This window comes from Kitasatospora sp. MAP5-34 (assembly GCF_029894335.1).
In the GTDB taxonomy this organism is placed as follows: domain Bacteria; phylum Actinomycetota; class Actinomycetes; order Streptomycetales; family Streptomycetaceae; genus Kitasatospora.
Genome location: NZ_JARXZC010000005.1, coordinates 248,984 through 265,910 on the forward strand (window position 1 = coordinate 248,984; position 16,927 = coordinate 265,910).

The window sequence follows — 16,927 nt, forward strand, 5'->3', positions numbered from 1 at the left end:
TGACGTGGGTCACTGCCGATTCGCGGGCGTGGACTCCGCGCACTTCGGGTGGGCCGCAGGAGGGATGATGGACCCCAGGTGGCCGCTCCAGCCGCCCGCACCGAGCTGTGAGGTACCCGGAAATGGCGCAGATCAACCCCAGCATCCTGTCCGCCGACTTCGCCCGCCTGGCCGACGAGGCCGAGGCGGTCCGAGGCGCGGACTGGCTCCATGTCGACGTGATGGACAACCATTTCGTCCCCAACCTGACGCTGGGCGTCCCGATCGTCGAGTCCCTCGCCCGGGCCACCGACATCCCGCTCGACTGCCACCTGATGATCGAGCAGCCCGACCGGTGGGCTCCGCAGTTCGTCGAGGCCGGCGCCGGTTCGGTGACCTTCCACGCCGAGGCCGCCGCTGCCCCCGTCCGGCTGGCCCGCGAGATCCGGGCCATGGGCGCCCGCGCCTCGATGGCGCTCAAGCCCGCCAGCCCGATCGAGCCGTACGAGGACCTGCTCCCCGAGCTGGACATGGTCCTGATCATGACGGTCGAACCGGGTTTCGGAGGCCAGGCGTTCCTGGACATCGTGCTCCCCAAGATCCGCCGCACCCGGCAACTGATCGAGAAGCACGGTCTCGACCTCTGGCTCCAGGTGGACGGGGGAGTCTCCGCCGAGACCATCGCGCGCTGCGCCGAGGCGGGCGCCGACGTCTTCGTGGCCGGCTCGGCCGTGTACGGCGCCGCCGACCCGGCGGAGGCGGTCCGCGCCCTGCGCGCCCAGGCCGTGGCCGCGACCGCCGGTGCGCCTTGGTCCTGCGCGCACTGAGAGCTCTCCCCGTAGCTCTCTGGTCGGCTCCGGCTGATTGGCTCCGGGTGGTTGGCTCCGGCATTCGATGGCGGCTCCTCGATCAACTGTGACACGGGCGGGACGGGCCGCTGATCGGCCGTTTCGTACGGTGGTCGCCCACCGTCGGAGGGGGAGCCGTGAACCGGACAGCAGAGCCCGGACCAGGCCGCCGTACGCTGCCCGGCCGCCCGCGTACTGGCGTTCGCTCCACGCGCTTCCGGCGGCGCAAGCGCTCCGGCGGGTCAGACGCTTCCGGCGGTCCAAGCCCCTTCGGCGCGCCAAGTACTTCGTGATCGGCTCCGGCTGACGGATGATCGACTGGCAGACTTTCTGCTACGGAGTACGCGTCGATGGAGCACGGAGTACGGAGTACGTATGAGTAATCTCGACCTCAGGCCCACCTCCACCCGTTGCGGCGGGGAGGCCGAAACCGGGCCGGTCAAGGAACTGTTGACCGGCCGACAGGTGCGGCTCGGCGAGTCCACCGAGGTCCGGCGACTGCTGCCGGGCCTCGGGCGGCGGATGGTCGGGGCCTGGTGCTTCGTCGACCACTACGGCCCGGACGACATCGCCGACGAGCCCGGCATGCAGGTCCCGCCGCACCCGCACCTCGGGTTGCAGACCGTCAGCTGGCTGCACGAGGGCGAGGTGCTGCACCGGGACAGCCTGGGCAGCCTGCAGACCGTCCGGCCCTACGAGTTGGGCCTGATGACCTCGGGACGGGCGATCTCGCACTCCGAGGAGTCCCCGCGCGAGCACGCCCGGCTGCTGCACGGAGCCCAGCTCTGGGTGGCCCTGCCGGAAGCCCACCGGAACGCCGCTCCCGCCTTCGAGCACCACTCCACCCTGCCCACCGTCACCGCCCCGGGCCTGAACGCGACGGTGATCATGGGCACGCTCGACGGCTCCACCTCACCCGGAACGGCGTACACACCCCTGGTCGGAGCAGATCTGACGCTAACTCAGGGAGCCGAGGCGCGACTCCCGTTGGAGCCCGGCTTCGAGTACGCCGTCCTGGCGATGACCGGCAGCGTCGACGTGGACGGCGTCCGAGTCGAGCCGGGCGCACTGCTCTACCTGGGCTGCGGACGACGCGAACTGCCGCTGCTGGCACGGAGCGACAGCTCGGTGCTACTGCTCGGGGGCGAGCCGTTCGAGGAGAAGATCGTCATGTGGTGGAACTTCATCGGACGATCGGACGAGGACATCAGGCAGGCGCGCGAGGAGTGGATGAACGGGACGCGCTTCGGCGAAGTGCACGGCTACGACGGCGACCGGCTGGCTGCTCCCGAGCTTCCCCAACTGCCGCTGAAGCCACGGGGGAGGCTGCGCTGAGCTGGGATTATGTGTTCAGGGTGAGTGGCGGCGGGCGGCAGCGGATCGCGAGCACGATGGTTCGCGGCCGGCTGCCCTGGGGCGGCGCCGGCGCCTCCGGAGTCTGGTTCCGTTGGGCGGCCACGATTCTCGCGTCTGGTCGTGTGTGGCTGGGTTCAGTCAGACCAACGCTGACTTTGCTGACGGATGGTCAGGGCGGCATCAGTGACAGGGGCCCTGGGAAGTGGGGGCGGTCGAAGAGGAGATCAACGGTCGTCGCTTCCCTTGCGGCGTTGTGGAAGTCGAGCAGGAACGTCGCAGGATCGTATTCGAAGCGTTCGCCACCCGTCGGCTGAGGACAGGCGCCGGCCGTGACCAGGTGCGGATTGCGCCACGCGATGTGCTTGTCCTGCCGAGCAGCTCGCGGACCTTCTCCTTGATCGGCTTGATCTTGTACTGCCCGGTGCTTCTCCGCACTTCACCCGTTCGGACGAGTGGCAGCCCTGCTGGGCCAGCCGTGTCGGTGCAGTTCGGCGTGATTGTGCCGTTATGTCGGTCTGCGACACTCGCTCGGTGACTACCTCGGACGACACTGCTCGCGCGACCCTGCTTTGCCGGGGGTTCGCCCTGGAATACACCACGCTTGCCTGGAACGTGGTCGGCATCGTGGTGCTCGCTGTGGCCGCGATCTCGGCTCGGTCGGTGGCGCTGGCCGGATTCGGGTTGGACTCCCTGATCGAGATCGGCGCGTCGACCGTGGTGATCTGGGAGCTGAGCGGCACGGGCGAGGCCCGCCGGCGCCGTGCGCTGCGTCTGATCGGCGCCGGCTTCGCACTGCTGGCCGTCTACCTGCTCGTGCAGTCCACGTTCGTGCTGGCCACTGGCTTCCACCCGCACCACTCGACGCTCGGCATCGTGTGGACGGCGGTGACCGCAGCGGTGATGTTCACCCTGGCCGCCGGCAAGGCCCGCACCGGGGCCGCGCTGGACAATCCGGTGCTCAAGACGGAGGGGCGGGTCACTCTGATCGACGGCCTGCTCGCTGCCGCGGTCCTCGTGGGCCTGGTCCTCAACAGCACGCTGGGCTGGTGGTGGGCCGACCCGCTCGCGGGCTATGTGCTCGTTTACTACGCGGTGCGCGAGGTGAAGGAGATCTTCTTCGGCGAGCACTGAGCTCGCCCGTCCCCCGGGTGGCATGATGCCGTCGGCCTGACCACCCACACCCCCGGGCAGTGCGCCGAAGTTGACATCGCCGGTTCGGAATCTCCCCTGCTTCGACCTCGGGATGCCGGCGCAACTGGTCAAGGGCACACGGGATCGGTGATGATGCGTCGGCAGGCACGGTCTTCCACTCGGAATACGGGACGTGGAGAACTCCATGATCTTGAAGTCGTGCCTGTCATGCTCTCTGGCGCAGCCCCCAACCTGATAGATCGTCACGAACCGGACGTCGCAGGACTACGCCGAATCCCTGAGGTCAGGCCTTCTTGACCACGCTCGACTTGAGCTGCATGGCACCGAATCCGTCGACCTTGCAGTCGATGTCATGGCCGTCCACCCCGTCGACCAGGCGGATATTGCGTACCTTGGTTCCGGCCTTGATTCCCGAGGAGCTGCCCTTGACCTTGAGAGTCTTGACGACGGTCACGGTGTCGCCGTTGCTCAGCGGATTGCCGACGGCGTCCTTGACCACCCGCTCTCCGGAGGCACTCGCGTCATCCGCGGTCCCCTCGGCCCGGGCCCATTCGTTGCCGCACTCCGGGCAGACCATCAGCGCGTTCATCTCGTAGGTGTACTCGCTGGAGCACTTCGGGCACGGGGGCAGGTTCTCGCTCATTCGGTCAGAATATCCGAACTCCGCCACGGGCCCGGTTGCGTGCACGGGTGACGACTGTGGGTGATGGCCGGTTTCGCGGTTGCCGAAACAGGTTTGTCGAATTTCTGACCGCCGGATCACACGGATTACCTGCGGGCGGTCGCCGGTAGTACCCCAAGGGCGTCGGCGGGATTGGCCACCTGCAGGGCCCCGGAATTCACGGTTGCTTCGTGCGGTTCGGGCGCAGCCGTATTCAAGACTGTTGCGCACTCGATTCCGCGAGCTCGCGTTACCGGCCCGGGGTATCAGGTCCGGATGTCGGGATGCCAAGGATTGCAGACCCGGAGTGGGCCGTGGTGGGTGTGAAGGGTGATCCCTTGCTGGGGTCCGTGGACGCCGATGGGGATCCAGTGTTCCGATGCCCGGGCGGTGTTGCCCTGCCGGGTTGTGTCGGCGGAGCGGCCGACCAGGATGGGGCTTCGGGAGACGGCGGCCCAGGGGTAGGTGCGTAGGTGGTCGTGGAACCAGGGGCAGGGGGTGCGAATGTACGTGGCGGCCGGGGGTTTGGCGTAGGGCGTTGGAGTGGTGCAGGAGGAGGAGGAGGTCGTGGGGACCGGGCGTCAGCGAGCGGGTTGCGGTCACCCGGCCGGCGACGCGGGCGTGCTGCCGCCCGGCCTGCCCGGCCCACCCACCTACCCGGTCAGGCTCACCTACCGGACCGACCGGCTCGACCCCGAGAATCACACGGGCTGGACAGTGATCGTCACCGGCCCCGCCGAGCAGATCACCGACACCGACCACCAGATGCGCTACCGCCTGCCCATGCGCGCCTGGCCCGACGAGCACACCGAGCACCTGCTGCGCCTGCGGCCCGAGACCATCACGGGCTACCGCCTCACCCGAGCCACGTCCTGACGAGCACGGTGTCGCCCGACCCGGGGTGTCAGCCGGCCCCCCAGGCCGGGCAGCGCTCCTGGCGCCAGGTGGTGAGGAAGACCGTGCCGCAGGCGGTCGACCGTCTGTGACCGTGGCCGTTATATGGACTTGAAGAATTCTTCACATTCATAGATGATGGTGTCCTGTTAAGCACTCGGGTGGTAAGCCGGGGCCCACGGGCGCCGGCCCGGAGGGGACGGTCGTGGCGGAGGTGTTCGGCGAGGAGCTGCGTGAGCAGTTCGCCCAGGCCCGCCAGGCTCTGGCGGCGGCCAGGACGGTGGGGGACGACGCCGGGGCGCAGGCCTACGGAGGGCGGATGTCCGCGCTTCGGCGGATCGCGGTCCGGCACGGCATCGAACTGCCGCACGCACCCGAGGAAGACGAAGGAGGCAACTGAGCATGGCCGTCCCCCTGTACCAGGCGAAGGCGGAGTTCTTCCGTACCCTGGGCCACCCCGCGCGGATCCGCGTCCTCGAACTCCTCCAGGACGGCCCGCTCCCCGTGCGCGAGCTTCTCGCCCAGATCGACATCGAGGCCTCCAGCCTCTCCCAGCAGCTCGCCGTCCTGCGCCGTACCCAGCTGGTGACCGCCACCCGCGAGGGCAACACCGTCGTCTACGCGCTCAGCACCCCCGATGTCGCCGACCTGCTTCTCGCGGCCCGCCGGATCCTCACCGAGATGATCACCGATCAGGGCCAGCTGCTCGACGAGCTGCGTACCGCCACCAGCACTGCCACCAGCACTGCCACCAGCACCGCCACGCGGGAGTTGTCCGCGTGAGCGCCGCACCCGCCACCGTCGCCCACCGGGCGGCGGGACGGCTGCTAGCGGTGCTGCCGAACCGTCAGATCCTCGCCACCATGGGCCGCTCCCCGCGCAAGGACCTGATCGCCGGGCTGACGGTGGCCATCGTCGCGCTGCCCCTGGCCCTGGGCTTCGGCATCTCCTCCGGTGCCGGCGCCGAGGCGGGAATCGCGACCGCCGTCGTCGCGGGTGCGCTGGCCGCCGTCTTCGGTGGCTCCAACCTGCAGGTCTCCGGCCCCACCGGTGCGATGACCGTGGTGCTGGTGCCCATCGTCCACCAGTACGGCACCTCAGGTGTGTTGACGGTGGGACTGCTGGCCGGCGTGCTGCTGATAGTCCTGGCGCTGGCTCGGGCCGGCCGGTACATGGCCTACGTCCCGCTCCCCGTGATCGAGGGCTTCACGGTCGGCATCGCCGCCGTCATCGCCCTGCAACAGGTGCCCGGCGCTCTGGGCGTCAAGACCCCCAAGGGCGACAACCCGGTTCTCGTGGCAGGCCAGGCGATGGTGGACTTCGTTGCCCACCCGCACTGGGCCGCGATCGCCCTCGCCCTCGCGGTGGCCGCGCTGATGCTCGCCGGGGCCCGCGTCAAGCCCGGCATCCCGTTCTCGCTGATCGCCGTCGTCGCCGCCACGCTGGTGGTCAAGGCGGCGGACCTGCCCGTCGCCGTCATCGGCCACCTGCCCGCCGGTCTTCCCGCCCCGTCCCTGGGGTTCTTCAACGCCTCCGCCGTTCCCTCGCTGCTGCCCGCAGCCCTGGCCGTGGCGGCACTCGCGGCGCTGGAGTCGCTGATGTCCGCGTCCGCAGCCGACGCGATGAGCGTCTCCGAGCGGCACGACAGCAACCGGGAACTGTTCGGCCAGGGCCTGGCCAACCTCGCCGCCCCGCTGTTCGGCGGGGTCGCCGCCACCGGCGCGATCGCCCGGACCGCCGTCAACGTCCGGTCCGGCGGAACTTCCCGTCTGGCGGCCCTGGTGCACGCCGCCGTCCTCGCCGTCATAGTCTTCGCGGCCGCGCCGCTGGTCGCCGGGATCCCGCTCGCCGCCCTGGCCGGCGTGCTGATCGCCACCGCAGTACGCATGGTCGAGGTCGGTTCCCTGCGCGCGCTGGCCCGCGCCGGGCGCGGCGAGGCCGCCGTCATGATCCTGACCGCCGGCGCGACGCTGGCCTTCAACCTGGTCACCGCCGTGATCACCGGCCTGGTCGCCTCGGGTGTCCTGGCCCTGCGCAGCGTGGCCAGGGCCGCGCGTGTCGAACAGGTCCCGCTGCACCAGGACCTGCCGCCGGCGGACCACCACGAGGAGGAGCAAGCGCTGCTCGGCGAGCACATCGTCGCCTACCGCATCGACGGTCCGCTGCTGTTCGCCGCCGCCCACCGCTTCCTGCTGGAACTGACCGAGAGCGCCGAGGTGAAGGTCGCGATCCTGCGGATGTCCCGGGTCAGCGCGATCGACGCCAGCGGCGCCCGGGTGCTGGGCGACGCCATCGACAAGCTCCAGCGGCGCGGCACCCTCGTCCTGCTCTCCGGTATCCGCGATGAACACCACCGGCCCCTGGACGCCCTCGGTGTCCTGGACGAGCTCCGCACCGACGGGCACGTCTTCGCCACCACCCCCGAGGCCATCGCCTACGCCCGCACCAGCCTGCACACCAGCGGTACCCTGCCGGCCCGGCCCACCGCACGCCCGACGATTCAGAGCACCGGAGTGGCCCGATGACCGAAGACACGGGGACCCCGCAGTGACCCGACGCTGGAGCCGGCGCCGCCAGGAACCGCCGTACACGCCACCCGTCCCCGCAGGCAGGTGGCGGGGACGGGAGCACAGCCTCGCCCTCGTCACCGCACCGGAGTCGATCCCGCTCGCCCGCCACACCACCCAGACGGCCTTCACGGGCCGGGGCGTGCCGCCCAGCTCGACCGTGCTCGGCGCCGCCCTGCTCATCGTCACCGAACTGGTCACCAACGCGGTGCGCCACGCCGCCGAACGGTCCCCGGCCACCGGGCTGACGGTGGCCCTCAGCGGCGGACACCTGCCCACCTTGGTGGTCCGGCCTGGTTCGTGGCCGGCCACCACACGGTCGCGGGACCCTGACCCGCTCCATGACGGCTTCGAACTGCGTGGAGTCGCTGGTCTGGCCCGGCGTGACGAGCAGAGCCAGGGGGCGACGGCCAGGCGCTCAACGATCTCGGCCTGGTCGCCCGTTCGCTGCGCCACTACGACGAGGCGATCGTCTGCTACGACGAGGCGATCGCCCTGGCCCGCGATCTCGGCCACCGGTCAGTCGGCGCCGCCGGGGCCGCCGTGGGCGGGCCAGCGGGTGCGGCCCGGCCGGCAGGGAGTGCGCTGATCTGCGGGCTTGCACTCAGGATGGGTGGCGGTCGAGGGGGACACCGACCATTGCTCCACGGCGGTCGAGGTGTTAGAGGGCGAACTCCTCGCCGGGGCGGTAGGCGCGGAGTGTGACCGTTCCAAGGGCGCCCTCCACGCGTACGACGTGCACCCGGCCCAGGCCGGAGACGCGGGCGCGATCGCCGTCCACAGTGAGCAGGGTGTCCTCGTCGATCGCCACGCCGTACGGAGCCGCACCGAGGGCGACAGCCTCGATCAGGCGGGGCAGGGTGCCCCATTGGGCGGCGTGCACGTCGACGGTGAACGGTACGAGGCCCAGGCCAGGCCGCATCTCGATCTCCTCGAGGTCCTCGGAGGCCTCCTCGGCGCAGACCTGGGTGCCTTGCGAGAGCCAGCCCCCGACCAGTGCTGCGCCGGCGGCGACGACGGCCCCGGCGGAGAAGCCCGCGTACGGTATGCCCCGCGCGGCCAGCAAGGTGGGAAGTTCTGCGAGGACCGGCGCCAGCGCGTCCTGGTACGCGGGGGTCAGACCACCGCAGACCAGCAGGGCGCCCGCCTCATCCAGCGAGGCCGGATCGAGAACGCCGCCGAGCGGCACCAGGACGGGGACAGGCCTACAGGGCGCCACCTTGCGCAGTACCGCCGCGAAGCGCGCGAACCGCTCGGCGCCATCGCCCTCGTCGATCAGCAGACAGGCCACCACCGGCTCGGGACCGGCCGCTGCGAGGAACGGCCCGTAGAGCAGATCCGCCGCCTCGTCGTTCCAGCCGCCACCGATCAGATACGTGGTCACATCGCCGCCCTCGTGAGATCCCCGCACAGGTGGGCCCCAGCGGTGCAGCCTCGGACACTAGCAACCCACTCGCCTTGGAAGCGAAGGCATTCAAGGACCACGGTGGACCTGCGACGCCCCATTCCTGCGGTGCCTGCCGGCCAACGATCAACGAGGTAGATCATTCATGGCACGGTCCACTTGCTCTGGTCATGTCCAACGTGTGGTCCTTCCCAGTGGGACGGAGGATCGCCCGGTCGGGTGTGGACGGACATGGGGGACCGGCGGCCTTGGTCGGTGTTCCCGGGCCGGATCACCCGGCGGTTGCGGTACCGACCTCGAGCTGGGGGTGCATCACTCCGGGGAACACCCGAACCCGGGCGACCGGCTCCGCGCCGCCACCCTGCGGCACCATCGCGACCACACCCCAGGGACGGCCGGTCAGCACAACCGTCAGGCAGTAGGAGGCCGAGCAGCCGGGGCAGTCGTAGCGGTCCTCCCACACGTCGACGTCGACCGTGCTACCGGGACTGCGGGCGACGTGCCGGTGCGGTGCGTCACACCTGCCGCAGTTCTCGCCGGGCTCGCAGGTGCCGCCGCACGGACACGGCACGTCGAGGCTATCTCCGGGCAGCCACCGCTGGACCCGCAGGGCCGCCAGCACCTCGGCCTTGGGTGTGCCCTGCAGCAGACCTCGGGCGGCGACGTTGTAGGACTCACCCGTCGCGGCCATCCGCTCGCGGATCACATCCTTGCGGACACGGTTGGTTGTCATGCGTTCCTCCTGTGGCTGGCCACGCAACCCGGCAGGAGGACGATGAGGCCGGTCTGCGGTGCTCGCGTGAGTCTGGGACCCTTGTCCTCGCCCCGCGATGACCCCTAGCTGCGGGTCGAGGCTCGAAGCAGGCAGACGCAGCTGCCGCTGACCACCGTACCTGGTCGAGCGGGTGACCCCCGCCGGTGCGAGCGCGACCAGGTCCGTCTCACACGACCACGGCCCGCCCACCACGGGTCCGTCAAGGACTCCGGCGGTCCTGCCGAGGATGCTGATGAACGTCGTGCGGGGAGCGAGCCGTTCAAGGTGAGCGCCAGGGGAGGGGCGCTGGTGAGTGCCAGCTCGGCTCAGTCTGTCAGTGCGGTGGCGGCGATGGTTGGCCGGGGATTTGGCTTCACCCGTTCGAGTGCTGGAGGCCGGCAGGTCTGACGGGCGGTCGGCAGCTGCAGAACCCCAGGTCGGAACGGACTGTCAGTGCTCTTTCGTAGGGTGGAAACAACGTTGGAGGGGGCGCCGGAAAGGCGCCGAAAGAGCGTTGGAACAGGGGTAGAACCATGTCTGCGAACAGGATCAAGCACAAGGTCAACCACGTCTCGCTGGTGGTCGACAATTCCGGCTCGATGCGTAAGCACGAGGCGCAGCTTGTTCGCGTGGTGGACGAGTTCGTGATGGGCCTTCAGGAGGAGTCCGACCGGCTCGGTCAGGAGACCCGCATCAGCCTCTACGCCTTCGATCACGAGGTGCAGAACCTGGTCTGGGACATGGACGTCAAGCACCTGCCGTCGCTGCGGGGCCTTTACGAGGTCAACAACGGTGCGACGGCGCTGATCGAGGCAGCCGTGAAGTCCATCGACGACCTCAAGAACATCTGGGAGGGGTATGGGGAGCACTCCTTCCTCCAGGTCGTCGTCACCGACGGCGAGGAGAACGCCTCGGGTTTCTCGGAGACCGGCCAGATGCACACCCGCATAGGCGGTCGCAAGGGCAGCGCCGTCCTGAACAGGTGGCTGGGCCGCATTCAGAGTGCCATGGACAACCTTCCTGACCACTGGACCTCGGCGATCCTGGTCCCGAACTCCCTGGCCAAGCGCACCGCCCAGGAGTACGGCTTCCCGGCGGGCAACATCGCGATCTGGGATGCGGACTCCAGCAAGGGCGTCGAGGAGGCCATCGGCACCGTCAAGACGGCTGCCACGAGCTTCCTGCGGGGACGCGAACAGGGCGTGCGTGGTACCAGGAACCTGTTCGCCATGGGCCAGGACTTGAGCACCGCCGAGGTGAAGGCCAGTCTCGAGGCCCTGGACACCGGCAAGTACATCCTGATCCCGGTCGACCAGCCGACGCAGATCCGCGACTTCGTCACCAGCTCCGGGCACCCGTACAAGACCGGCTGCGCCTTCTACGAGCTGTCCAAGCGCGAGAAGATCCAGGGCAACAAGCAGCTCGCCGTGGCGGAGAAGGACCCGGCCACCGGGCGGATGACAGGCAGGGTGTTCTCGGGCCCGGCGGCCCGCCGGCTCCTCGGCCTGCCGGAGTCGGAGGTCACGGTGAAGCCGGGCGACAACCCGTCGTACACCGTTTTCGTCCAATCGACCTCCGTCAACCGGAAGTTGGTGTCGGGTACCAAGCTGCTCGTCCTCCGGTAGCCGAGCACCGCGATCCGGTCACGGAGACCTGCGGGTGACCGCTGTCCTCGGCCGGGCCGCCCACGGCCGCCCGGCCGGCCCGGTGCCTACTTCCTGGCGGAGCCTGTCGTCCCGTGGCTGGGTAGCCGGTGGATCTCGCCCGTTCCCAGCGTGATCGTGGCCCGCCGCCGCATCGGTTCGTCGCCCCGGCGGGAGAGCAGGACCAGCTCCTCCACCCGCACCGACACCCCGCCGAGCCGGGCGGCGCACTCGGCGGCGAGCTGCTGCGGATGGCTGGTCCGGCCCAGCGACAGGTGCGGGGTGAACTCGGGACCGCGACTGCGGCAGCGCGGAAACCTCTCCGCCAGTGCCCGGTGCAGAGCCGCCCAGGGCGCCTGGTCGGCCGCCGCCGGGTCGAGCCAGACGGTGGCGTAATCCCGGTGGCGGAAGTAGCGCACCCCGGCCAGCCGGGCGGTGAACGCCGCAGTCCGGGCCGCCGCCTCGGCGAGCAGCGGGGACGCTCGCTCGAAGTCGGACTCCGGCACGAAGCCGAAGAGCAGATTGACGTGCGGCGGCCACCGGCGGATCTGCGGATCGTGCTCCCAGCGGATGTCCTGGATCGGCGGCCAGAGTTCCTCGGGCGGTATCCACGCCACCGCCGTACGGGCCGTCGGCGCGGTGTCGAGGAGGTCGACGGGTACCGCTCCGCCGAAACCCGGTTCCGTTTCCACACCCCCATGGTGCGCCCTGCGCGACGTTCACCGGTCGGCGTCGCGTGCGGCAGGTGCCGATGCTGTCCGCCGAGCCGCACAAGTCGGCGGTCTGCTCAGGTCATTGACGGAGCATCAACACACTTCTATGTTTGCTCTTGCCTGTTCTTGCTGGATCTATGGCGAAACCAGTCAGGATTCACCATTAACCACCGCACGACGGCAGGGGGATCCGTCGGAGCCGTACGGTCCTGGGAGGCCCGCACCACGATGCGACCTGAATCGCGCACCACCTCGGCCGGCCGGACCGCAGCCCTTGCGGTCCTCGCCCTCTGCCTGACCCTGATCAGCGGCCGGGCACCCGCCCAGGCCTCGCCCCCCGCCACCGCAGCGGTCACCGCCACCAGTGCGGCGGCCACCGCGATCGCCGTCGACGGCACCTCCGCCGGCCGCACCTTCGACGGTGTCGGCGCGATCAGTGGCGGTGGCGGCAACTCCCGTCTGCTGCTCGACTATCCCGAGCCGCAGCGCGGCCAGATCCTCGACTACCTCTTCAAGCCCGGCTACGGCGCGGCCCTGCAGATCCTCAAGGCCGAGGTCGGCGGCGACACCAACTCCACCGACGGCGCCGAGTCCTCGATCGAGCACACCCGAGGGAACGTCAACTGCGACAACGGCTACGAGTGGTGGCTGATGGAGCAGGCCAAGGCCCGCAATCCCGGCATCAAGCTCTACGCCCTCGCCTGGGGAGCGCCCGGCTGGATCGGCAACGGTGACTTCTGGTCCCAGGACATGATCGACTACCTGATGTCCTGGCTCGGCTGCGCCCATCAGCACGGCCTCTCGATCGACTACCTCGGCGGCTGGAACGAGCGCGGCTACAACGCCGCCTGGTACGAGAACCTGCACGCCACCCTCGCCGCCAAGGGCTACACCTCCACCAAGGTGGTCGGCGCGGACGACACCTGGTCGGTCGCCACCGCCATGCGCGGCGACTCCGCCCTCGACGCGGCTGTGGACATCGTCGGCGCCCACTACCCGTGCGGCTACATGTCCGCCATGACCAGCTGCTCGACCACCCCGGACGCGCTCGCCACCGGCAAGCAGCTCTGGGCCAGCGAGAACGGTTCGCAGGACGCCGACACCGGGGCCGCCCCGATGGCCCGCGCGATCAACCGGGGCTACCTGGACGCCAGACTCACCGCGTTCATCAACTGGCCGGTGGTGGCGGCGATCTACCCCAACCTCGGCTTCAACACCATGGGCCTGGTGACGGCGGACCAGCCCTGGTCGGGCGCCTACTCGGTGGGTCGCAGCACCTGGGCCACCGCGCAGACCACCCAGTTCACCGCCCCCGGCTGGCAGTACCTGGACACCGCCTCCGGCTACCTGGCCGGCGACCGCGCCAATGGCAGCTACGTCAGCTACATGGCGGCCGGAAGGTCCGCCTGGAGCACCGTCTTCGAGACGATGGACGCCCCGTCCGCCCAGACCGTCACCCTCTCCGTCAAGGGCGGGCTCCCGGCCGGTGTGCTGCACGTCTGGTCCACCGACTTCTCCTCCGACGCCGCCAATGCCCACATGGTGCCGGGCGCCGATCTCTACTCCACGGCAGGGACCTACCAGTTGACCCTGCTGCCGGGCCACCTCTACACCGTCACCACCACGACCGGCCAGGGAGCCCTCGCCACCACCGTCCCGCAGCGTGGCCTGCTCGCCCTGCCGTACGCCGACTCGCTGGCGGGCACCGCGACCGGCCAGGAAGCCCGCTACTTCACCACGATGAACGGTGCGTTCGAGACCGCGCCGTGCGCCGGCTCCCGCGCCGGCCGCTGCCTGCGCCAGCAGGCGCCGCAGACCCCGATCCGCTGGACCGACGAGTCGGCCGACCAACCCTATGCCCTGATGGGCGACTTGAGCTGGTCCGACTACACCGTCAGCGCCGACGTGCTGCTGGAGCACGCGGGCACCGCCGAGCTGCTGGGCAGGGTCGGGGCCCAGGGCCGCAACAACAACGGCCTGAACGCCTACAACCTGCGGGTCGGTGACAACGGGGCCTGGACACTGCTCAAGAGCGACACCGCCTGGGCCTTCAGCACCCTGGCGAGTGGCACGGTGGCCCCGCTCGGCACCGGCACCTGGCACACCGTCGCCCTCTCCTTCCAGGGCACCACGCTCACCGCGCGGATCGACGGCACGGTGGTGGGTACGGTCACGGACAGCAGCTACGCCGCAGGTCAGATCGCCCTCGGCACCGGCGGGTACTACGGCGCCCAGTTCAGCAACCTGAGCGTCACCCCGGGTGCCACCGCCCCGCTGGACGGCACGTACCGCCTGGTCAACGCCAACAGCGGCCAGCTGCTGGACGCCTCCGACCAGGGCACCGCCGACGGCACGCCGCTGATCCAGTGGCCGTCGAACGGCGGCGCCAACCAGCAGTGGCAGCTGAAGTCGACCGGGGACGGCTACTACACGATCACCGGTGTGGCCAGTGGCAAGGCGCTCGACGTCCCGAACGCGAGCGCCGTGCCGGGGACCCAACTGGACCTCTGGGCGACCAACGGCGGCAGCAACCAGCAGTGGCTGGTGGTGCCGTCCGGGGGCGGCCGGTACACCCTGGAGGCCCGCTCGGACGGTCAGCTGGTGGACGTCAGCGGGGCGTCCCTGACCTTGGGTGCCAAGGTGATCCAGTGGCCGGCCGACCAGGGTGCGAACCAGAACTGGCAGTTGGTCAAGGCCGGTTGACCCACCGGCCGGCCGGGCCGAGGTGGTTCACGATCACTTCGGCCCGGCCGACCGGCCGGTTCCGGTCACGCCTGGGACGTGGCCGGCCTGGCATCGCAGGTTCATCACCGCGACGTGGACTACAGCGCATGGCCTGCCCACACCGGGCGACCACCTCCTCCCACTGCGGAATCGTCGGTGGTGATCGATATGGTCGGCATATCTGATCAGCTGAGGAGCAGTGACCATGAGATCTCCGGCCGAGCTGGACCGTGTCCAGTGGCACGCCCTGACCCACGCCTACGGCTCCGCCGAGGACGTGCCCGAGCTGATCAGGGCGCTCTACCGGACAACTGAGGAGGAGGCCGACGAGGCGATCTACGAGCTCTACGGCAACATCCACCACCAGGGCACGGTCTACCCGGCCTCGGCACCTGCCGTCCCCTTCCTTGCCCACGCCGCCCTGCACGCCCCGGGCAAGCGCGACGAACTACTGATGCTGCTCGCCACCCTCGCCGACCACGACCCGGCGTACCTGGATTCGCCGCACTGGCAGGAGAGTCCGGTCGCCGCGATCTGCGCCGAGCTGTGCCGGGTGCTCCCGGACCTGCTGCCCTGCCTCGGGGACCCCGAGCGGGGGGTACGCCGGGCGGCACTGCGGGTGGTCGCAGCCGTGGCCGGGCTGCTCCCGGCTGAGCTGCAAGCCTCCGCTGTGGCACAGATCGACGGGTTGTACGCCGCCGACCTCGTCCCGGCGGTGCGGGCGGACGCGCTGGTCGTCCTTGCCCGGTTCGGTCGGGAGACGGCCGCACTGGACAGCCCGCTGCCCGAGGTCAGGCTGGCGGCCGCCATACTCGGCGCCGAGCGGTCCGGGCCGCCGTACCCGGCTGAGCTGGTGGAGGTCATCGCCGAGGACGGCGCGGAACCCGACCCGGGGGACGACGATTTCCCGTGGTCGGACACCACCACCCAGGACGAGAAGCTCACCCGACTCCTGACGCAGGATCCGGACGCGGCCCTGGCCGTGGCCGCCCGCTGGATCGCCGCCGGCGACGTCGACTCGCGCGGCTCGGGGCTGGCCCGGGTGATCGCCGAGACCTGGCGCGACCGGGAACCCGCAATCCTGTACCTGCTGCTGGCCGCCTTGCCCCACCAGAAGGATGCCCGCGCCCTGGCCGGCCGGCTGCGCACCATCGGCCACTGGATCGAGCAGCTGCCCGAACCGGGAGCAGACCTCCGGGACGCGCTGCACCGGCATGCGGGCGCCGAGCAGGAGACCGCCGAACCAGCCCTGCTCGCCCTTGTGCACTCACGCGACCCCCGCGCCCTGGAACTGGTGCTGCAACGCCCCAGCGCCACGTTGGTCGCAGCGGCGGCGCGGCACTTCCCCGAGGCGGCCGACCGGCTGGTACCCGTGATCCGAGGTGAGCTGGCGGCGGGCGCCACCGGGAACGCGGGCATCGCCCTGGTCAGGGCCCTGGCACCGCTCGGTGCCGCTGCCCGCCAGGCCCAGCCCGAATTGGTCGACTGCCTCGGGACGGGCCGCGCGGCCATCGTCGCCGCCCGTCGGCTCGGGCTGGGCGGCATACCGACGCCGGAGATCACCGATCTGCTGCGCGACGCCGCGCAGAGCACCGACTCCTCGCTCAGTGCCGCAGCGGCCGTGGCTCACTACCAGCTGACCGGTGATGCCAGTGCGGCGCTTCGCACGTTCGAGAGGCTGCTCTCCGCCCAGGGCCAGGCCCACTGGGTCCTGAGCAGCCTGCAGCCGCTGGGCAGCGCCGCCGCTCCGCTGCTGCCGCTCATCGAGCCTCTGCTGGCGGCCGGGTACGAGTGGACTCGGATGGCGGCCGCCGAGGCCCACCACTGGATCACCGGATCCCCGGACCGCGCCGTCCCCGTCCTCGTCGAGCTGGTCGGCCCCACCCCGGTCGGCCTCCGTGCCCTCAAAGCCCTCGCCGCCATCGGCCACGTCCCGGAGGAGCTCCGGCCCACCCTGAGCTCCTTCGCCTTCTCCCCGCTTCGCCTGCTCACTGACTCGCCGTTCTCCGGACAGGGTCATCCGGACGAGGAACTGCGCACCCTGGCCCGGACGCTGCTCGCTGCCGACCAGGCCGCGTCCGATAATTGATCTTGTGGCGGGCCGTGGAGAGACAACGGATGCGGCGTGGGCTCGTGTCGAGCTGCTGCCGCTGCCGCTGCCGCCGCTGCTGCCGCCGCTGCAGCGGGACGGGGCGGCCCTGGTCCTGGAGCTGTCTGCCGCTCGCGGAAAC

15 protein-coding genes and 1 pseudogene are annotated in these 16,927 nt (G+C 70.4%); 11 read left to right on the forward strand and 5 right to left on the reverse strand.

What is annotated here, in order from left to right; genetic code table 11:
• The first annotated feature begins 122 nt into the window (after positions 1–122).
• From rpe to P3T29_RS07915, 3 genes are all read left to right on the forward strand, one after another.
• Complete coding sequence (gene rpe / locus P3T29_RS07905; RefSeq protein WP_280715594.1) at positions 123–806, forward strand: ribulose-phosphate 3-epimerase; 684 nt, start codon at positions 123–125, stop codon at positions 804–806.
• A 396-nt stretch (positions 807–1,202) separates the two neighbouring features.
• Positions 1,203–2,162 carry a pirin family protein gene (locus P3T29_RS07910; RefSeq protein ID WP_280715595.1) on the forward strand — a complete coding sequence of 320 codons (960 nt, stop codon included), beginning with the start codon at positions 1,203–1,205 and terminating at the stop codon, positions 2,160–2,162.
• 552 nt (positions 2,163–2,714) lie between these two features.
• Positions 2,715–3,314, forward strand: coding sequence for a cation transporter (locus P3T29_RS07915; RefSeq protein ID WP_280715596.1), 600 nt, complete (start codon positions 2,715–2,717; stop codon positions 3,312–3,314).
• Between the two features lie 304 nt (positions 3,315–3,618).
• Here P3T29_RS07915 and P3T29_RS07920 read toward each other — a convergent pair whose 3' ends face one another.
• Positions 3,619–3,978 carry a zinc ribbon domain-containing protein YjdM gene (locus P3T29_RS07920; protein ID WP_280715597.1) on the reverse strand — a complete coding sequence of 120 codons (360 nt, stop codon included), beginning with the start codon at positions 3,976–3,978 and terminating at the stop codon, positions 3,619–3,621.
• Between the two features lie 585 nt (positions 3,979–4,563).
• Between P3T29_RS07920 and P3T29_RS07925 the strand changes: the two genes are divergently transcribed.
• The 4 genes from P3T29_RS07925 to P3T29_RS07940 all read left to right on the forward strand — a co-directional run bounded on the left by P3T29_RS07925 (position 4,564) and on the right by P3T29_RS07940 (position 7,415).
• Positions 4,564–4,872 (forward strand): pyridoxamine 5'-phosphate oxidase family protein, encoded by a 309-nt coding sequence (locus P3T29_RS07925; protein ID WP_280715598.1) that lies wholly within the window; start codon positions 4,564–4,566, stop codon positions 4,870–4,872.
• A 223-nt stretch (positions 4,873–5,095) separates the two neighbouring features.
• Positions 5,096–5,290 (forward strand): hypothetical protein, encoded by a 195-nt coding sequence (locus tag P3T29_RS07930; RefSeq protein WP_280715599.1) that lies wholly within the window; start codon positions 5,096–5,098, stop codon positions 5,288–5,290.
• 2 nt (positions 5,291–5,292) lie between these two features.
• Entirely contained in the window at positions 5,293–5,673 is a 381-nt protein-coding gene (locus P3T29_RS07935; RefSeq protein WP_280715600.1) for a metalloregulator ArsR/SmtB family transcription factor, read from the forward strand.
• A gap of 80 nt (positions 5,674–5,753) precedes the next feature.
• A complete protein-coding gene (locus P3T29_RS07940) occupies positions 5,754–7,415 on the forward strand; it encodes a SulP family inorganic anion transporter (protein WP_280715638.1) in 1,662 nt (553 codons plus the stop codon).
• Positions 7,416–7,743: 328 nt separating this feature from the next.
• Here the strand turns inward: P3T29_RS07940 and P3T29_RS07945 are convergent.
• A pseudogene (locus P3T29_RS07945) lies at positions 7,744–7,863 on the reverse strand (IS5/IS1182 family transposase); the annotation flags it as partial.
• A gap of 41 nt (positions 7,864–7,904) precedes the next feature.
• On the opposite strand from P3T29_RS07945, the gene P3T29_RS07950 reads away from it, so the two are divergent.
• Positions 7,905–8,162: a hypothetical protein gene (locus P3T29_RS07950; RefSeq protein ID WP_280715639.1), complete on the forward strand. Its 258-nt coding sequence runs from the start codon at positions 7,905–7,907 to the stop codon at positions 8,160–8,162.
• Here the strand turns inward: P3T29_RS07950 and P3T29_RS07955 are convergent.
• A complete protein-coding gene (locus P3T29_RS07955) occupies positions 8,119–8,841 on the reverse strand; it encodes a Type 1 glutamine amidotransferase-like domain-containing protein (RefSeq protein ID WP_280715601.1) in 723 nt (240 codons plus the stop codon). The two genes, P3T29_RS07950 and P3T29_RS07955, sit on opposite strands and share 44 nt — an antisense overlap.
• A gap of 292 nt (positions 8,842–9,133) precedes the next feature.
• A complete protein-coding gene (locus P3T29_RS07960) occupies positions 9,134–9,595 on the reverse strand; it encodes a hypothetical protein (protein ID WP_280715602.1) in 462 nt (153 codons plus the stop codon).
• A gap of 554 nt (positions 9,596–10,149) precedes the next feature.
• Here P3T29_RS07960 and P3T29_RS07965 point away from each other — a divergent pair.
• Entirely contained in the window at positions 10,150–11,241 is a 1,092-nt protein-coding gene (locus P3T29_RS07965; RefSeq protein ID WP_280715603.1) for a VWA domain-containing protein, read from the forward strand.
• 86 nt (positions 11,242–11,327) lie between these two features.
• Here P3T29_RS07965 and P3T29_RS07970 read toward each other — a convergent pair whose 3' ends face one another.
• Positions 11,328–11,951, reverse strand: coding sequence for a 2'-5' RNA ligase family protein (locus P3T29_RS07970; protein WP_280715604.1), 624 nt, complete (start codon positions 11,949–11,951; stop codon positions 11,328–11,330).
• Positions 11,952–12,200: 249 nt separating this feature from the next.
• Here P3T29_RS07970 and P3T29_RS07975 point away from each other — a divergent pair, with 249 nt between their 5' ends.
• Together P3T29_RS07975 and P3T29_RS07980 are read left to right on the forward strand one after the other, a co-directional pair.
• Positions 12,201–14,675 (forward strand): RICIN domain-containing protein, encoded by a 2,475-nt coding sequence (locus P3T29_RS07975; RefSeq protein WP_280715605.1) that lies wholly within the window; start codon positions 12,201–12,203, stop codon positions 14,673–14,675.
• Positions 14,676–14,901: 226 nt separating this feature from the next.
• The gene (locus tag P3T29_RS07980; RefSeq protein WP_280715606.1) at positions 14,902–16,785 is read left to right on the forward strand and encodes a hypothetical protein; all 1,884 of its coding nucleotides are present in this window, start codon (positions 14,902–14,904) and stop codon (positions 16,783–16,785) included.
• The last annotated feature ends 142 nt before the right edge of the window (positions 16,786–16,927 follow it).